Source organism: Pseudomonas fluorescens (genome assembly GCF_900215245.1).
GTDB lineage: Bacteria > Pseudomonadota > Gammaproteobacteria > Pseudomonadales > Pseudomonadaceae > Aquipseudomonas > Aquipseudomonas fluorescens.
Genome location: NZ_LT907842.1, coordinates 2,105,965 through 2,124,423, shown reverse-complemented (window position 1 = coordinate 2,124,423; position 18,459 = coordinate 2,105,965). Strand labels below are relative to the sequence as shown.

Genomic DNA, 18,459 nt, shown 5'->3' with positions numbered 1-18,459 from the left:
GGGTTTCGAATTCGTATGGCGTCCAAGCCCGTTACTATTCGTCTCCGATGCTAGGAAGTCGAGGGCGAGCGTATCTGGAGGCGAACACTAATGTCACAAGCCAGTTCAGTAGCCGTGCGAAAGTAACGCGTTGTATTCCTCAACAAAGCTGTCTCTCAGGTAGAATTTGCGGTAAGCCTGCTCGACGGTCTTAAAATACTCCGATGGCGAGTTCCACGTAACAGCACGAAGGAGGCTTCCGCCATCTGCCTCCTCATCGTGGAAGTCGTTGTACTTGACCAAGTCTGTGAATTGAAACCCTAGTGCCGAAAGCTTGCGATAGCATTCCAGCTCTAGCTTCGTTACAGGTCCACCAGACATATCGCAGGAGTCAACAACATGATCATGATTGACTTTTACGTTGGTTAGGATCTGATCCCAATTGAGAGCTAGCTGGTCATACCTAATATACCTTTCAGCTTTGGGATCCTTCGCCTGTTGCTCTTTACTCAAGATATTCGAGGCCTTGGCGAAGTCCTTGTAAAGCGCAAAATAAGCAAGTGTCACGCCACTCTGAACTGCAAAATCGATAGTCTGGTGCGCGCTCTCTTGAGTCTCCCATGGACCACCGAGCATGAAATAGGCTTTCGTAAGAATATCGGCAGATCGGAGTCGCTGAAACAACTCTGAAATTTGAGCATTGGTTACAACCTCACTTGCCGCTTTGCTTTTCTTCCTCTGCACTTCACTACCATGCTCAATACCGAATGCAAGCATACGACAACCTGAGCGCTGTAGGTGTTCTATAAAGGGTTCATCAAAGTTGGCATCGTAGGCGATGAAATCCTCAATACGGAAGATTCCGCGCCAGCCAAATGAGTCGCCGGCCTGTTCTTTTATTTTAACTAAGCCATCGAGAAAATCGCTCGCCCAGGTGAGCCCTTGATACTTATCCCCTCTCTGTTTCCCATCGGCTGCAATCTGTGGAAGCAAGTTATCGTCGATGAACTGAATCCGAAGATCTTTATGCTGCAATGTGAGGTCGCTAATTTCCTTGAGCACATGTAAGACCTCCCGCCTTGTTTCACCACCACTTTTGTCCCTACGCTCGGTACAGAAAGCGCAGTTCCAGTCGCACCCCTGCGACATGACTACATGAGCCTCATGAAATGTCTGCGACTTCGAACGTGTTCTAGCAGGCTCATACTGGCCATCCCCACTCCGATAAATCCGTCGATCAAGCATCACATTTGGCCACGTTGAAATTGATGATTTGATCGATGGGAATGGTAATACGCTATATTCTTCGATGCCACGCCCGACCACATTCCAACTCTTAAGGTTTGGCGTAATACCCGGAGCTGCAGGCCATTGACCTTGACTTTTCAAGCTCGCCACTAATGAAGATAAGTTCTCAACCGCATTGCTTGCGACTGCGAAGTCCCAACTTGTCTGGGCGTCCTCCGTATGAACCGCAGAAAACTGCCATGCATTTAGTTTTGCCGCCGGTCCGCCAATTACGAGTGTCGTGCTGTGTGTGCGCTTGCGAATATCGACAAGCATATTCATAGTTGACTGGATTGTAGAAAACACCGTATTAAATCCAATCAAGTCGAAAGTCCGTGCCAGACGCAGCACTTCAGCACGTAACCTTGGGAATCGGTGACAGTCTGCGACCTGCACGTCATGGCCCTGAGACGCGAGGTGAGATGCCAGCAGTCCGAGGCCTAAGGCAGGCGTGCTAGTTCGGGATGCACCGGATGCAGCGTCGTCGATTTCGATTGGAGGCAATACGAGGAGGATGCGTTTTACTGCTTGTAGAGTGTCGGTGCGTGTTACGGCGACTTCCGGGTGCATGCGACCCCGAAGATTCGGCGCACGCTCTCCTACGACTGGGCCGATCAACCATCTAGCCACGGGGAAGTCCAAAACCCCTAAAGGCCTAGGTTTGCCGTGCCCGGGTGGCGAAGCGCACTCTTCTAGGTAATGACTCAGGAATTCCCGATGTAGCCATGGGTGGCCATCATCGGTGCTGATAGCCATGTCCACAATTTTGCCCAGCTCTTCATTCAACGAGCCCTCGATCGTAAGTGCCCCTGCCGTGAAGGCAGATTCCAGTCGTCGTCGCAATGTCTGTGAGAACGCCAGATGCAATGAGGCCCACCTGATGCTCTCATCTTCATCGAGTGCCATACAGCGCAACGCTTCAAGAAGCACCTGTGTTGATAAGCTCGTTGTAGCAAGCGCTGCGAATACGCGCTTGTCACCACGCCAATGGCCCTTAGCGGTGCCAGCATCGGGGAAATAGCTGCTTAAGAAACTGACAGTCTGATCGGATATCTGACGTGCTGGTTCTAAGCCGTGCGCCATTAGCGCTAGCATCGTCGACACTAGTTTAGGGTCGTCCGCGATGGCACTCGCAATATCGTGCGAGTGCTTTTCAAGTTTAATGCAGCGCTCATGTTCGTTGATAAACTCCGGAACATTTTCCACTCTCGGGAAAAGTTGCATTAGTTCTTTACATTTGCTTGCTAAGCGGGCGAGTCGAATAGCATAAGCAGGCTCCGAATCGGTTAACCAGGCGGGCTCGAAAAACTTCGGAGCAATCTCGCTCGCCTGGTGCGTGAACTCATCCGCAAAGACTGCGGCGTAGTAAAACAACTCCTTCGTTAAAAACGTATCTTTCCAGATCACATGTAACATTGACTCTGGAAAAGATTCCGAAAAATCTCGAAAGCTTAAGCAAATGTTGGCGCACGCAGCCATGTATCGCCAACATACGTCCATGCGCCCCGACTCTCTCGCTGTTTCGCACAGAGCGCTAGCGACGGTCATGTGATCACCAATCGCACTGCCGATGGTGCGTAGTTTCGCACGCAGTTCGGGTCTATCCTGCAGATCGGCGTTCTTACCGGCATCACTCAGATGGTTGAATGCTGTCGTCAAATCGCGCCAGTCTTCTTCAAGGTCCAAATGGTCAAGGTCGTCGAGGATACGCTCCAATACCTGACGAGACTCTTCCTGTTTCCGCCCCACGGCCTGTCGGTTTGACCAGTGAACGGAACCAGGCAAATCCCAACCAGTACCCTCTAGTAAATCTGAAGCACAACGCTTCCAGCTGAATTCGCGCTTAAGGAGGCTCGCCAACTGTATAGCGGCCTGCTTGCGTACTTCGAGGTTGCTGGTGATTTCAAGCAATGCGTCCGCACATGTCCCGATGTCCTCCGCGCTCGGTGTTCCTGCGGTCAGGCTGCCGCCGATATTGACGAACACGACGCTGTCAAAGGATACCTCTGGGAACTGCTGCTTTAGATCATCGATTAGCATTGCGAGGCCGGACTGACGCGAGCATACAAGAGGCACACCTGCGCACAGAGCCTCCCATCCGCTCAGACCAAACCCTTCATGCCAAGAAGGCATCAGCGCCACATGACAGCCCGCCAAACTTTGACGCAGAACTTTCTGGTCATCGGAGAACGGTTCTGCATGTAGCACAAACGCGGCACTTTTACTGCCGATTGCCTTTAGCTCATCTATTGCTGCTCGGTCGGAGCTTGGATCAACGCCCCAAGCGAAAAGCTGCCCTCGCGCGTCCCAAGCTGCAGCGCTAATTTGACGACCACGCTTATATGCTTCTGCGAGCGCATGGATAGCCAATATAGAGTTTTTAATCGGATCATCTTCACTATTAAGTCGTCCCGAGATAAAAACCTGCAGATCAACGCGGGGATTATGATGATTCCACTTAACTTCATTCACGCCAGGTGTTAATGGCCTCACTGGTGATCTTGGGCGATGCATGGCGCTTCGCGCGGACGCGAAGTTGCTTTGTAATAGCGGGCCTACTGCAAACGCACAATCTGCAGCGGCTATGATATCTCGCTGCTTGATCGACCGCTCTGTCACCTCTTCAAGGCTATGCCCCTTCATAAAGGCATATGCCGAATAGTCCATATGACCGATGACGGCCGACTTGACGCTGGTCTCATCTCCCAGATGTTCACGAAGTTGGTTGGCGCAGTCGACGGCTGCTTGGCCTGTAATGGCGTCATGCCCCACTACCAACACGCCTTGTAAAGTACCTATATCCAACGTCGCACAGTGGCTGGCGATCTCGCTCGCTAGGATCGTAGTGCTGAACTCTTCATGCTCTATTAGCTGGACCTCTCCCTCACTTATGGTGGTGGTCGGCAGCCGATTTACAAAGCAGAGCGTCTGGCTTCCTTTGGGCAATGCCTGAATCAAGCCTTCCGCAAGCCCTTTGTTAAAAACGTTGAGGCCACCTAAATCACTCCCCCAGCGAGTTGCGAGTAAAGCCACCACGTATGCCATCTCGGCTCCTAGATTTCGATATATTTGGGGTAATCGCGGTGCGTTACGCGCCTTCGATCAAGCGGCAGGAGTTTGGTACAACGATGATAATCTGCTGTCGGCGCAAGCTCTAGACCGAATCATATCGACGTCTACGCAGTTGTCGGCGATTAAACGTCGAATTTATGCAACTGCCTCTGAAATAATCCGCAAGGCCACCATTTGAGCATTCGGGTGGGTCAATGAATTCCGGCACCCTGGTTCAAAATCGCATCAGCGCCAATAAGAATACCTAGCTTTGATTTAGCGGTGCAGAGCATCCCCCTCCACCGCAAGGCGCAATTAATCTTTTGGGCGGTCGATCCCATCCAATCAGTGCGCCGCCACGTGAGGTGCCAGGTGCATGTTCACATGTTGCTAAAATGTCACCTCCAGGTGCATGGGTACCGGGAGTCAACAGGCTCCAACGATTGTGGTCCCAATCGGCACTGTTGTGCAGCGTGACTCCTTTGGTAGTCGGATGCTGGACGGGGGGTGTTTTGCCATGTCGATTTCCCGGACCAAAAGAGTACACCAGCCGTTTATACCCAACGCCGGTCGGTGCTTTCGGGATGGGACTTTTGCTATCAAGGTCCGCGCCGTGGTGGGGCGCGACCAAGCCCACGGGGGGCAACGGTTTTAGCTCGTCGACGAAGTGCAAATAGTCGCAATCGCCGGTGAGCAACCAGCTCCTCGCAGGGATGTTGCTAGGCTCCTCCACGGTTAGGACAATTCCGGTACCGTTGCGGTCTCTGCCGCCGCCGCGCATGAACCTAATACGCCGTTGTTGGGGCAACGTTGCGATGCCGATCTCGCCAGGAGGGGGAGAGTAGATAAAGAACTCACCGCCTTTGCTGATCACGTCATGTGCGAAAGCTATATGTAAGGGACCAACTACCTGAAGTGGAGCAATCCAAGTGCATGTGAGGGCAGGGTTTTTGTTGTTATGGGTGACAGCATAAGCGCCTGCCCAGTGATCGGCATCCCAGTGGGAAAGGATGATCGGAGGTTTCTGTGTGAAACAGAAGGCCAAAGGATAGGGTGTGGTGTGCTTGTTTCTGTAAACCCCAGCACCCAGATCATAATAGTGCGTAGGCACTCCAAAAGGCCTCGTGGAAACCAGCGCATTGGCATTTCCTTGCCCCACATCATATACCGCCAATAGATCTGCGGTGGCGCTGGAAAGCTCCATTGCCAGGTGACGGGTGGATATGGTGGGAAGATGTGCCAGAGAAAATACAGCGGACAACCCTTTAGCCTTTTGTTTCGGGGGCATTTTTCCCTTTACGTAAACCGACACCGCGTTAGCGAACAATCCTGGATAGAGCTGAGCCACCATAAGGCTTGGCCCGCGATGATTTTGTATTTCTACCTCGAACCACATCCGCTCAAGGTCTGCCGCCATAACGCGAAGGGCGCGCGGGTCGTTAGCAGAAGGGAGTGGTGGGAGATCGAAGAGCCTTTGCCCGTCGGGAAGTTCGATTTCCAGCCGGAAAATTGGCATCGATTCGAATGGGCTCTGGCTTCTGCGCTTGCTAAATTGTCTCCGTAACTTCCACGCTTCATCGACGCCGTCGGGTTGGTCGGCATTCAACAGCGGATTTTGCATTCCCTGCACGTCCAGCCATTGTGCGTCGACCAAGTCGAATGCCAATAGGACGGTCCGCGCTACTGTGTCTACTTCTAGGTGATCGAAACAGGCGTATGCGAGGTGAGGGATCAGATTTGATGGATATTCTTCGTTCGGATGTTCAGCGCGGCGAAAGTGAGTGTTCATCGTCATGGGGCCTGGCAGATTGTGCGACCGTTTATCCATCGCTTGATTTGTGGTTACGCGCCTGCCATCAATCTGGCACGTTCTTCCTTGGGTAAGCGTTGTGGCTATTTAGGGCGTTAGTCACGAGTCATCTAGCCGACTGGCTTGATAGGTTCAGCGATTTGAATGTGTGAGTTTACGGTTTTTGAAGGAGTAATGCTGGCTGATGGCCGCCATCCTCAGCTCGTTGTAATCTTAATGTGAGGCCCTGTAGCGGCGATACCTTCCCGGGTACGAAAGACGGGGAGCCTGATGCAAGCCAGCCTCCTTCGAATCTATGAGCTAAAGACTCGAAGGGTAGCTATCGCATTGTTTTCAATACCCTAACGGCGATGAGATCTGAATTGGTTGCACCACTGGCATCAAAATTCCGCCAGGACTCGCTGTGAGCCCATCACACACTTCCAAGCTTATCGCTTGGTTAATTTCTTCAGTCCATGCTGCATTTGACCCTTGATAGAGGGATCTGATGTAGTGACTGTACTCATCAACGAACTGCTGATTGATGCCAAGATCTTGCGGGTGAGTAATGTGCCTGGTCACAACGGCGTACTGCTCATCCGTAAGCTTTTTAAGCCGTCTCTGGTTATTAAGAATATCCATGCATACTTCATAGCTGTGCCGCCCGTTAGCGTGCTTGAGCATGGTTATTACGTGGGTGTAAGTCCCGTTTAGAATGGGGTTGATGATCTGAGTCAATTCATCGCCGGTAATGGCTTTGACTTGAATGCCAGCCTCGATCTGAGTGCCCAGCAACGTGGCCACCTCTGGCTTGTTGTGCTCCTCGTTGAGGCGATAGAACTGCACGTCAAATGGGGCACCAGTGTTATAGAGAATTGCCGTCTCCGCTCGCGCGGCTAATGTCTTGTCTCCCCTAACAAAAACTTTGTACCTGTTGTAGATCGCGTCTGTGGTGTTGTTGTAGTTACGATTGGTGCACCAGGCGAAAGCCCGCTTGCCAATACCGGACGGAAACTCCCGGCACCACCGAGCTAAGGCCGCTTCAAAAACGAAGCCTTTGAAAGATGCTTCATCGCGTGTGGTCCTTAGACAGAGCGCACCGGTCATTGGGTGGATGTAAGCATTGCCGGTGACATAGGCGTCCAGAAAAGTCACGCTCCGGTATCGTTTTTCCAGCAGATTGTTCTTAGTGGCCAGGGGAAGAGAAGGATGCAAAGCGTAGACAGAAGCCTCCGGTACGGTTATTTCCGGGACTGCTATGGCTACTGTTGAAGAAGCACTTCCGGGCAGCACAATGTTTCCCAGATCAACGCCGGGAGGGAGGTGATTCATTCAAGACTCCAAACTTGAGGTGGGGATCAACCACTATCGTGTATTCAGGTACTGCTGCGATGCTGGCATCTTGATCGCAGAACTGCCAGTCCTAGCTGAAGCACGCGACTTTGCGGTGGTGCAGCGTTTTTTCCTATCTGTTTGAGATGAGCCTATTATCGCCAGAGCAGGATTGACCCAGTTACCGAGATTTCACTGACTCAGGCTCCTACCTTGTAAACCATTACTAGTGCTGGATTTTTTCCGATTGGGGTAGGTCAGTTGTGGCATCGGCCACTGGGTCAATTCGGCGTTAGCGCCAACACCTGCTTGCCCCATAAGCATTCAGCCTAAAGTCATACCTGCTAGCGCTTTACGAAGTAGAAGCTTGGGTCAGGTAAATTTCGGCAGTTGGGTCAATTCTGCATCAGCCGCAACACCCATGATCCCCCTTCGGCGTCAAAACCCAAGGCGGGAGCCGTATGCGGTAATTCTGCACGTACGGATCTGTGGGAGGGGGTGGCAGGTGACTGCCATTCCCACCGCGACCTCCATTCCTCGTTGATGACCCGGTACGGCTCCGCCTTGGCGGGGCCGCAGAGCATGGCGAGCAAGAGGCAGAACAGCGATGGAGTCAGTGCCGATCGACTCAATGGGGCCGCCTGTTGCGCAAGGGCAGATTGAGTATTGACGTTGGCCCGCATCGCTGGTTAGTAAGGCTATTCGACTGCTGCTGGCTTGGTCGACTGTGCGGTGCAGAGGGTGAGGACTTGGCCTTGCTGGGTCTCGTTCTTCGCGAGGGCCAGTAATTTTGCGCACTGCTCCAGCAGGCTCGACGTTTCGAGATGCCGGGTCAGGTTCTGTGCGGCGATGCCGGTGGAGAAGACTTTGCCGATGCGGTTGGACAGGCCTGAATCGCCAGTCGTGTGACCGAAGGTTGTGCCGAAGGTGCTGAAGACGGACATGGAGTCCTTCTGCATATCAGAGTAGACCTGGCCATAGTGGGCTTGCGCTACGCTCGTGTCGGCGGCTGCCAACCACTGTTGCTCCTGTGCCTTGCTAAGGCTGGCCTCTTTGTCGACTGAAGTCAGCGGCTTGCCAGTCTCAACTTTCTGGATGATAGCGGAGGGAACTTTCAATGCATTGAGATTGGCGAGTAGCCTCTCGGCGATCGGTTTTATGCGTGCTGTATTTACTCCCGCTGACTGGACGGTAGCGGAGTACTCTTGCAAGTTGCTCGGCAAGGCATTTACTTGGGCCGTGGTTTTGGCCTCCTCCTGCGTTGCTCGTTGCAATTCTTCAGTGGCCGCTTTGACTTCCGCAGCCTTCTGAGTGTTGTTAACCACTACTTTATCGGTTGCTGGGGTCGGTTGTGCATTGACCTCAGCCTCCGTGCCCCCACTCCCATGCGTCGCAAAAATCTGTTCAATGCCGAAGTGCATCGTACTTTCCGGCCTCTTCGAAACCGCTAACGGAATATATACCGCGTCCAGGTTCATGAACCCCAGATTGAACGTCAGGCTCGGGGACTCGGCCGTCGGCGTCGTCAAATCAATCCCCAGCGTCTGCTTCGACGTATACATCAACGGCGCCTGCTGCAACGGCGAGCACCCGGAAACTAGCATGCAAGCGATACCCAGTTTTCTATACATGGACCAACCCTCATTCAGGGATAAGTGCAGAGCCGCGTCAAGTCGACAGCGGCGGCGGTGAGCGCATCCATCGTTTCACGCGTCGGCTTTATAAACACGGCGACACAGCGCGTATCCGCGAGGCTGATGGTGGTTTCCTCCATATAGCCGATCGAAAGGCCCTTGGCGCCGGGGACGACGCCAAAACCTCGGGTTTCGATGTAGGCGGGGGCACCGGACAAGGCCTTGGCAGGATTACTGCTGAGCAACCCGACCTGCCGCTCGGTGCGGATTCCATCTTCATAGACATTCACGACAGTACAACCCGGCATGCACAGGAGTAATCCCAAGCTGCCGGCCATGGCGGTATGCACGGACATGGGGGTACCCCTGTTGGGCCAAGGTTGATCTGTACTTCGGAAAAATGTTTTGGACGCAAAATGAATATAGCCAGCGCCGACCAAAGCGCCAGTGCTGGCTCACGTAGGGCTAGCAGTATGTGGTCGCGTGGATGAAGCGCTTAGCGAAATCTGGGCGCTGGACGTTGAAGAACCTGTGAAGCGCCAGTTGGAGATTCAAGCACTGAACCGCAGCAGTTTCCGGGAAAGAACGCTTTCTGCGCTCGAGGCCTATGTGGAGAAGGGCTTTGACTTAACGCCAGACCTTGCTGTCAGATTTGGACGTATCGCCTAGCCGACACCTTAGGTTAGCCTCTCCCTCGACGAATGCTCATGACCGGACGGAAGGCCGCAGCGTATTTGGCTGCGACAGTTTTAATTCTCTAGAGCATGTGGTGCCAAGGGCGATTTGGACGATTGCGACAGTTTTGCGTTTCCTTCGCCACTAGATGGGGGCGCGTAAATTCGGGCATGTCAGCGACAGTTTTAATTCTCTAAATTCACCGTCGCGTCTCCAGGCCCTATCGAAAGGATGCGTCGTCGATGCAACCGTGCCTCGTTCACGAACGCTTGAACAACCGCCGATTTATAGTCGCCAGCAACACCCAAGGGCTCTCCGGTACCGGCACCGTGTTTCACTACCGTGTCGATGGGGACGCTGTTTCGGGCACTTACCAAGGCGGTCGAATCCGTATAGGCCAGCAGGTCGGACGTGTCACCGGGCCCGACAGCATTGAGCTGCTTTATCAGTGCCTGAACACCGAAGGTGAGCTGTTGGCCGGTTGGTCCCGGGGCACGGTAGGCCTTGATTCTGCCGGGCGCACTACGTTGAGTTTTGTGTGGGGGTGGCTGTCAGGTGCGACGGGCGGCGGCGAGTCCTGTTACGTGGAGGTCGGCGCCTAGAGGCCACGTGTTTCGCTGGGTCACGGCACAAACTCCACCTTCAACCCACGGCTCGCACTGCGTCCCTGATCATCACTGACCCGCAGCCGGTATTCCCCCGACTTGCCCGGCCGCCAGTTCAGTGTGGCTTGCGGCGGGCCCTGGCCGATCAGGGTCTGGTCGGCAAACCAATACAGCGTCGCCGCATCGCTGGCCGCATTGGCAGTGAGTGGGATACTTTCCTGCGGCTGGGACAGACGCAACTGATAGCTCACCTGCGTCAGCGGCGAGCGTATCTGCGGCGCTTCGGTTTGATCGCTGATGCGGTTGGGTTGGCAGTTCTTCATCACGTTGGGCGGCGTACGTCGAGGCAGGCCGGCTGCCCGGTACAGGCGCTGCACGTCACTGGGCCAGAACTCGAAGACTTCTTGGCGGGTGTATTGTGCATCGAACGGCGGGCACGCGGCCTTGCCGGTACGCGTGTCGATCAGTACCGGGCGGTGCAGGTTGGACACGCGAATCGGTGACACGCCGGGAATGTACCAAGTCTTGCGCGTCTGCGGGCACCAGCGGTTGGGTAACTCGCCGGAGGCGGCGCAAACATCAATGCGCACCAGCCCGGCGGGCGGCTTGTCGGCTTTAATCACGACATTGGGCAGCGCCAGAGGCAAGGCGTCGGCGATCCGAAAGAACAACGGCGCAGCGGTCTTGGCACCGATAAACGCCGGGTTCGGTCGGCCATCAAAGTTACCCACCCACACCACCAGCACGTACGGGCCGACCAAGCCTGCGCTCCAGGCATCGTGAAACCCCCAAGACGTGCCGGTTTTCCAGGCGGTGCGCCAGTGGCGGCCGGGCAAGCCATCCGGGCGTGGGTTGCGCCGTAGCATGTCGCGCACCATAAATGCGGCCTGGGGCGTGAGCAACTGCGCACCGGTGGCTTGCGGTTGTTCCTGCAAATAGCGCAACGGCCGCAAATGCCCGTCACCGGCCAGCATCACATACAAGCGCGCGAGCTCTTCCGGTGTCATCTCGCCGCCGCCCAAGGCCAGCGCCAGGCCGTAATGGCTTTCGTTGCGCAACCCTTTGATGCCGGCACGTTGCAGCAACCCATACAGTGAAGGCGACTGCACTTGGCTGGCGAGCCACACCGCCGGGATATTGCGACTGCGGATCAAAGCATCCCGCGCCGTCAGTGGCCCGACAAAGCTACCGTCGAAATTTTCCGGCTGGAAGTAGCCGAAGTTACTCGGCAAGTCCTTGAGGATACTCATGGGGTGGATCACCCCCTGATCCAGCGCCAGCCCGTACAGAAATGGCTTGAGCGTCGACCCGGGTGAGCGGCGTGATAACACGCCGTTGACCTGGCCGTGGATGCTTGTGGATAAGTAATCCGCAGAACCCACCAAGGCCTTGACGCTCTGGTCGCGGCTGTCGATCAGGATCGCTGTGGCGTTTTCCACACCTGTACTGCGCCGTTCGGCAATAAAGCCTGTGATCAGGCGTTCGAGCAATTGCTGTAAGGGCAAGTTAAGCGTGGTGTTGAGTTCGTTGCCGGCCTGGGACGCCAACAGTTGTTCGCTCAGGTGTGGCGCCAGAAAAGGAATTTGCTGGCGGTTGCGCGCCTCCAGGGGCAAGTCGAGCAAACTGGCGTTGCGCGGGTCCTGTGGATAGGTTTCGCGCCATTCAGTCATCAATCGCAGCCGTGCATGTTGCAGCGATGGCCCGAAGCGCGCACGCCGACCCGGCTGTTGCGGAATCACCGCCAACGCCAAGGCTTCGGACAACGATAGCTGTGCCGCCGACTTGCCGAAATAAATGCGACTGGCCGCCTCGGCGCCTTCGATATTGCCGCCCATGGGCGCCAGGTTCAGATAGGCCTCAAGGATGTCGTGCTTGCTGTAGCGCGCTTCCAGCCACAGCGCCAATGCCATCTGCTGCAACTTGCCCGGTACTTGGCGAGTGTTGAGGTCCCACAGGCGGCGCGCCAGTTGCATGCTCAGTGTCGAGCCGCCCTGGCGCTGGCCACCGCTGTAGGTGGCCGCGGCCGCGCGCAGCAGCGCGGGGGGATTGATGCCCGGGTGCCAATAGAAATTGCGGTCTTCCTTGAGCAGCAACGCCTCGACCAGTGACGGCGACATACGCTCAAGGGGCAGCCACAGGCGGTACTGTCCGTCGTCCGCCAAGGTCATGCGCAGCAGCGAGCCGTCGTCGGCCAGCACTACCCGTGACGACGTCACGGCCTGTTCCAGCGGGGCATGGGGCCACAGCCGCAGCCCCGCCAGTAACACCGCCGCTGCCAACAGCGGCGTCAGGCGTTTAAGGCTTGGTAATTTCAAGCTGGCCTACTTTGCCGCGCCCTTGCAGGGTGGTTTCGTACATACCTTCGGCATAGGCCGGTGGCGTATTGAACGTACCTGCGTTGGTGGCGCGCACGCGGTAGACGAACGTGCCTACATCGCGCAGCGCGGTGCCGTACAACACCACGCGATCGTCACGCACATCCACATAGTCCGGCTGCCAATTGCTCAGCTCGGTCTCGCCGATAGGCGCTTGCCAGGTGTCGGCTTCTTCGCCGTCTGCGGTTTCGGCGTATTCGGAATCTTCACCCTCGCTTTCATCGGTACTGGCGGACTCCGGCTCCGGCGGCACGTTATACACAGGCTCGACGCCACCCGGCAGCAGGTCGACCACGGCCACTTGCTGCACTTGGTCACGGTCGGTGGCGCGCAGGCGCAGACGCACCAGGAACTCATCGCCGACCGCGACTTTGCTCACCGGCTCGCCTTTGAGGTCGAGGTACTCGTGGATGATTTCCAGGCCGTTGTTGATCGGCTTGAGCTGAGTACCCTTATCGAAGCCGGCTTCGCTGAGCATGTAGAACGCGGCTGGGCCGGCGGATTTTTCCATCACCAGCTTCTGCGTGGTGAGCGGCACGGCGGCGCGCGGTGGCTGGCCGGCCATTTCCAGCAGTTGCTGTTGCTTGTTACCCAGCCAGGCGGTGGCCTTGAGGGTCATGTCGCTTTGCGCACGCTGGCCATAGTTATCCAGGGCGCGCAGCAACAGGGCGGCGGACAGCGAGTTGTAACGCTGTTCGTTGAGGCGCTTGCCGAGTTTGTCCAGTAACGCCGTCGGCACATCGTCCAGCAGCTCGGGGAAATGACGCGCCAACAGATGCAAGTGTTCAGCGTCGTGCACCAGCGGGTCGTAGTACAGGCCGTCGCTGTCCCACTTATCCACAAGTGAACGCCACGGGACTTTACGGAACAGTGCATCCGCCTGGCGATCCTGTTTGAGCAGCTTGTAACTGGCAGCCAGGTAAGCGGCGCCCAGGTCGTCCTGCCAGGCGTCCTTGAAGTAATTCTCGTAGCGCTCGCGGATATCGCTCAAGGCGCCGCTCACCAGAATCCCCTGACGGCTCAGCAAGTAGCTGGCGTAGGCACGGTTGCGCAATTCCGACAGGCCTTCACTCGGACCATTGGCCAGGTCTGTCAGATACGCATTGGCGCGTACCAGCAGGTCTTCCGGCACCGGTAGCCCGCGTTCCCTCGCTTCGATCAGGAAGTCAGTCGCATACAGGCTGGCGTACGGCGCCACGTCCGGGTTGGCCGCCCACAAGCCAAAGCCGCCGGCCGAGTTCTGGCGTTGGCGCAGCATGCGGACCGCGCCGCTGAATGCTTGCTCGGCTTCTGGCGCAGTGCCACCCCAGATCAACGCCGGCATGGCCTTGGACACCAGTTGTTCGGTGCAGGCATACCCGTAGTCATCCAGGTAATGCTTGAGGCCGTTGGCCCACACCAGTGGTGAGGCCGCCACACCCAGTTGCACATCACGCAATTGGCTGAACAGTTCACGCGTTGGCTTGAGTTCTTTACTGGCGCTGTCAAAGCGACCCAGGCTCAGGGCCACGCGTTGCTCGCTCAGTGGGCGAATCGACGTGGTTTCCGCGACCTGAATGCGTTTGCCGTCCGGCAATACCGCGACAAAACGCAGGTCCGCCGAGCCGAGGGTTTCGCCGACCTTGATCTTGAACTCTGCCGTGCCTTCCTTGCGCGGTTGCAGTGACAAGGTGCTGCCCTTGTCGCCCTGCACGTTGAGGCCGTCGCTGGTCTGCACTTCAAACTTCACATCCGTCGCAGCCTCCAGGTTGCTGAACACCCCGGCGCTGACATTGAACACATCTCCCGGCGCGACAAACGCTGGTACGTTCGGCGTTATCACTATTGGCCCGCGCACCTCGGTATTGGCCTCGCTGACACCGACGCTGTCGGTATCCACCGCCACCGCAAACAGGTGCAGCTTGCCGTTGAAGCTGTCCGGCACCTGGTAATGCAGCACCGTCTCACCGGCGGGCAAATCCACCAGCCCAGACCACCAGGCCACTGGCGGCTGATGCTTACGCTTGAACGGGTTGAGATGATTGGCCAGGCCGCCTTCTGTATCGCCACCGGGTGCTGCGCCACTGAGCAGGCGGCTGAATTCCGGCAGGATCAGGTCAAGAATCTGACTGGTGCCGACTTCAAGCGCACGCTTCTGGAAGAAGAAGCCCAACGGGTCCGGCGTCTGATAGCGCGCCACTTGCAGGATACCTTCGTCCACCGCGTAGACCACCGCGCGACCGGGGCGGTCGGCAGTGACCTTGATATCCAGAGTCTGCCCCGGCTCAATCTTCGCCGGGCCTTCGACCTTCAGCGCCATGCGCCGTGCATCCAGGTTGATGCTGAACGGCACCACGCCATAGGACAGCGGGCTCATGTAGACCTCGGACGAGCCGATGTCCCGCACAAACTGCACGTTGACGTAGGCATTGCCCTCAAGCCCTGCAGGCACGCGGATATGTTGCACGCTGTTGGTGCTGTCGGCTTTGAACCACTGCTGTGTGTAAACCTTGTCACGCTCGATGGTGATCAAGCCGGCACCGGTGTACGGCGCGCGAATGCTGATCGCGATCTCGTCACCTGTGGCGTAGCTGCGTTTATCCAGGCGCAATTGCAACTCGGCGTTACGCTCCAGGGAGCGCGAAGTGTTGCCGCGCCCGGCCACGCTGTAGTCGATCTGGTTGAGCAGGTTGCCGTTGGCGTCCTTGAGTTGCAGGGTGAAATCGCCCGGCGTGCCGGTGTTCAGGGGCTGCTTGGCACCTTCCTTGGTCATCACCAGCGGCGAGGCCGGTTGGCTGATGTTCTTGATGCGCGACTCGTACTTGTAGGTGCCGTTGGACTGTTTCACCAGCACCGACACATAGCGGTGCTCGATGACTTCGCTGGTCAGGCCGTCCACCGCCACGGGTGTAAGGTCCGGCGCGACGGCCAGCCATTGCACTTGGCGTGGGGCGTCTTTGGCAACGTACGACAGCGAATCCTGACTTTTCACACCGACCAGATAAGGCGCGGATGACACCAGCAGCGCATTTTGCGCAGCGACGTTACGGCCACCTTCAGCTTCGAACACTTGGGTCATCACTTGCAGGCGATAGGTGCTATTGGCGAAGCGTTGCAAGTTGAGGTCAAGCAGCGCCTGGCCGTTGTCGTCGACCGTGGTTTCCGCCAGGTCTTCGGTGCTGGCTTCTTCCAGCGAGTCGTTGAGGCGGAAGCGGTACTCGGGGTAACGGTCGAAGGCCGCCAGTGTGGGGCTCAGGGACATTTTGGCGGTGACGCGACGGCCCGATGCCGGGGCGCCGAACAGGTGCATCGCGGTGACTTTGGCCACCACTTGGTCGGGTGGAATCCAGCCCAACACCGGGGTGTCGTGCAGGCTCAGGCTGACCTTCATGCGGTCTGGCTCGAAATCACGCACTTTGAAGCTGACACTGCCCAGGTCGGTGCGCGTGTTTTTCTGGCCAATCAGTTGCAAGGTCGCGGTGTAGTCCCCGGCGGGGGCGACTTCACTGCTGGGGAAATCAAAGGTTTCAAAACCGCTGGTGGACAGTTTCAGCGGCTGGCGAATGACTTCCAGGCCCCGTGGGTCGGTGATTTGCAGCTCCACTGGCAGGCCTTGTAATGCGCCTTTCCAATTGCCGCTGCGCACGATCATGCCCAGGTGCGCCGTTTCGCCGGGCCGATACAGGCCGCGGTCGGTGAACAGGTAGGCGCTCAGGCGATCAATCGCGCCGTCTTCTTCCAAACCGCCAACGTCAAAACGCGACAAATCCAGCTGTTGCGACTGACGGGCAATCGGCAGGAACGACTGGTCGTTGCCGCGAGTGACGACATACATCAGCGGCGTTTTCTCACGGCGCAATTCATCCAGCTTGGCGAAATGCGCATGGCCTTCGGCATCGGTGCGGCCGCTGCTGACCGGCAACCCGTTACGACCAATGATGTCGACTTGTGCGTCGGCCACTGGCGAGCCGTTATCAATGGATTGCACGTAAACATCGTGGCTGCCGTCGCTGGAGCGTTTGGCGATGATGCCAAGGTCGGTGACCACGATGAAACGCAAGTCGCTGGTGCTGCTGCGCGAGTAATCGAACGTGCGCTCGGCGGGGTCATCCTGAGGGCTGAGCTTGAGCACAAAGATGCCGCGACGGCCGCCGTTGGCGGTGAGGTAGTGGCTCAGGTCGACGTTGTCGTAGACGGTTTTCGCCGGGTCATTGGACGACAGCGGAATATCCAGCGACTGACGCTCCACCATGCGGTCGAAATACTCATTGCCAAAATTCGGACGGGCGAAGCTGCCGCTGCTCTGGTCCACCAGGTGCTGCAACTGATTGGGCAGCAGGCGGGCGATTTCCACATGGGCGCCGGGCACGCCACGGGCCATGAAGCCCAGGCGTTTTTCGCCGTTGAGGCTGAGCAAGGCGCCGTCGGACAGGAACTGCAACGTGCGCGGGTACGCCGGCATGCTGATCAGCGACGCCGTAGGGTCTTTCGCCAGGTAGCCGCCGATGGCTTCCAGGTTGGCGGGTACGCGTACATACAGCGCGCGGCCTGCCGGCGCCTTGAACTTGAAGGCGTGAAGCGTATTCAGCGGTTCGACGCTGGGTACGTGGGTCAGGTTGACCTTTGAACTACGCGCCAGCAAAGCATCGTCGATCTCGTTGCTGTAATAGGGGCGGGTATCATCCTGGGCTTTTTCCGGCAGCAGCCAGGCCTGGACCTTACCGGCAATGGTGTCATCGGCCACGGCGCTGGAACTGCTGAACATCAGCACGGGTTCGGGTTCACCGCGCGCGTTGTCGACAAAGCTGACTTCGGCGCCGGTAAAAGTCAGGCGATAGCGACCGGGTACGGTGACTTCAGAGACCAGTGGTGCGGTACTGGCATTGCCGCCGTCGCGGGCCTTGATCCCTTCATCGAGCTTGGCGCTGACGGGCGTGCTTTCCAATGGCGTGGCCAGGGCGGCGGAGCGTACGTAGGCGTTGAGCCTGGTGTCGTCGAAGGTGATTTCCGGGCGGTTGGGTAACTGGGCATCGCGGTAGGCCAAGCCTTTGCCGAGGGTTACCGAGACGCGCTTGCGTAGGCTGTCTTCATCGACGGGGTGGGAAAAATGAAAAGTCGCCACCAGCTGTTTCAACGTCGGGTTGGACGGGTCTTGATACAGCTCGTTTTGCGCCAGGGTGGCGCGGAACGGTTGAGTGGAAAACTGACTGCTGTACTGGCTGAGCAATACACCGTCGGCCAGCAGCTTTTTCTTGGCCAGGTCGAGGGTGTAATGGGCGTCGACGGGCCAGTCTTTTTCCGGTACGAACAACAAGGTGTGGTCGTCGGACCAACGCCAGGTGCCGGCCACTTCAGGTCTTAGGGTGATGCCTTCAGTGACGGGCTTGCCAATGGCCGCCAGCGGAGCCACGGACTCGGCAAAGCGCACCTGCAAGTTATCCACAACCGGTGGTTGTTGGGTGTAATCAGTCAGGTTCGGTTTGTGCAGCGAATAGCCGACGGTGTGCGGTTGCGGCAGGTGCGAGTACCACTGCCAGCCATAGAAGCCGGCAGCGGCCAGCAATACCAGACCCAACAGCCCGGCACCGGCCTGGCGCGGGTAAGCGCGTGCTTTATGGCCCAGGTTTGCCAGGCCATGGCCAATGGCGCGCAGCCAGGGCGGCGGTTGCCATTGGCCGAAGAGAGCACTCACCACAGTCAGTAAAGCGCCGAGAATCCGGCGGCTGGTCGCTTTCAACGAATCGAGCATGGTG

At 57.2% G+C, this 18,459-nt stretch carries 9 protein-coding genes; 2 read left to right on the top strand and 7 right to left on the bottom strand.

The window, feature by feature from the left end; genetic code table 11:
- Positions 1–105: 105 nt before the first annotated feature.
- The 5 genes from CPH89_RS09970 to CPH89_RS09950 all read right to left on the bottom strand — a co-directional run bounded on the left by CPH89_RS09970 (position 106) and on the right by CPH89_RS09950 (position 9,428).
- Positions 106–4,311 (bottom strand): glycosyltransferase, encoded by a 4,206-nt coding sequence (locus tag CPH89_RS09970; protein WP_053258773.1) that lies wholly within the window; start codon positions 4,309–4,311, stop codon positions 106–108.
- 271 nt (positions 4,312–4,582) lie between these two features.
- Entirely contained in the window at positions 4,583–6,106 is a 1,524-nt protein-coding gene (locus CPH89_RS09965) for a ComEC/Rec2 family competence protein (RefSeq protein WP_141125126.1), read from the bottom strand.
- A 354-nt stretch (positions 6,107–6,460) separates the two neighbouring features.
- Positions 6,461–7,438 carry a hypothetical protein gene (locus tag CPH89_RS09960; RefSeq protein WP_053258771.1) on the bottom strand — a complete coding sequence of 326 codons (978 nt, stop codon included), beginning with the start codon at positions 7,436–7,438 and terminating at the stop codon, positions 6,461–6,463.
- Positions 7,439–8,136: 698 nt separating this feature from the next.
- Positions 8,137–9,000, bottom strand: a complete 864-nt coding sequence (locus CPH89_RS09955) for a hypothetical protein (protein ID WP_141125127.1) — start codon at positions 8,998–9,000, stop codon at positions 8,137–8,139.
- 83 nt (positions 9,001–9,083) lie between these two features.
- Positions 9,084–9,428, bottom strand: coding sequence for a hypothetical protein (locus CPH89_RS09950; protein ID WP_053258769.1), 345 nt, complete (start codon positions 9,426–9,428; stop codon positions 9,084–9,086).
- Positions 9,429–9,555: 127 nt separating this feature from the next.
- Here CPH89_RS09950 and CPH89_RS09945 point away from each other — a divergent pair, with 127 nt between their 5' ends.
- Together CPH89_RS09945 and CPH89_RS09940 are read left to right on the top strand one after the other, a co-directional pair.
- Positions 9,556–9,741: a hypothetical protein gene (locus tag CPH89_RS09945; RefSeq protein WP_084375796.1), complete on the top strand. Its 186-nt coding sequence runs from the start codon at positions 9,556–9,558 to the stop codon at positions 9,739–9,741.
- Positions 9,742–9,989: 248 nt separating this feature from the next.
- A complete protein-coding gene (locus tag CPH89_RS09940; RefSeq protein WP_053258767.1) occupies positions 9,990–10,349 on the top strand; it encodes an avidin-fold protein in 360 nt (119 codons plus the stop codon).
- Between the two features lie 20 nt (positions 10,350–10,369).
- On the opposite strand, the gene pbpC is transcribed toward CPH89_RS09940, so the two are convergent.
- Together pbpC and CPH89_RS09930 are read right to left on the bottom strand one after the other, a co-directional pair.
- Positions 10,370–12,667 (bottom strand): penicillin-binding protein 1C, encoded by a 2,298-nt coding sequence (gene pbpC / locus CPH89_RS09935; RefSeq protein ID WP_053258766.1) that lies wholly within the window; start codon positions 12,665–12,667, stop codon positions 10,370–10,372.
- Positions 12,648–18,455 carry an MG2 domain-containing protein gene (locus CPH89_RS09930; protein WP_053258818.1) on the bottom strand — a complete coding sequence of 1,936 codons (5,808 nt, stop codon included), beginning with the start codon at positions 18,453–18,455 and terminating at the stop codon, positions 12,648–12,650. Before CPH89_RS09930 ends, pbpC begins: the two co-directional genes overlap by 20 nt.
- Positions 18,456–18,459: the final 4 nt, after the last annotated feature.

What these genes read in the sequence shown, in the direction of transcription:
- CPH89_RS09960 (WP_053258771.1), bottom strand. Translation starts at nt 7,438, where the DNA reads ATGAATCACCTCCCTCCCGGCGTTGATCTGGGAAACATTGTGCTGCCC.
- CPH89_RS09965 (WP_141125126.1), bottom strand. Translation starts at nt 6,106, where the DNA reads ATGAACACTCACTTTCGCCGCGCTGAACATCCGAACGAAGAATATCCA.
- CPH89_RS09950 (WP_053258769.1), bottom strand. Translation starts at nt 9,428, where the DNA reads ATGTCCGTGCATACCGCCATGGCCGGCAGCTTGGGATTACTCCTGTGC.
- CPH89_RS09940 (WP_053258767.1), top strand. Translation starts at nt 9,990, where the DNA reads ATGCAACCGTGCCTCGTTCACGAACGCTTGAACAACCGCCGATTTATA.
- CPH89_RS09930 (WP_053258818.1), bottom strand. Translation starts at nt 18,455, where the DNA reads ATGCTCGATTCGTTGAAAGCGACCAGCCGCCGGATTCTCGGCGCTTTA.
- CPH89_RS09970 (WP_053258773.1), bottom strand. Translation starts at nt 4,311, where the DNA reads ATGGCATACGTGGTGGCTTTACTCGCAACTCGCTGGGGGAGTGATTTA.
- CPH89_RS09955 (WP_141125127.1), bottom strand. Translation starts at nt 9,000, where the DNA reads ATGTATACGTCGAAGCAGACGCTGGGGATTGATTTGACGACGCCGACG.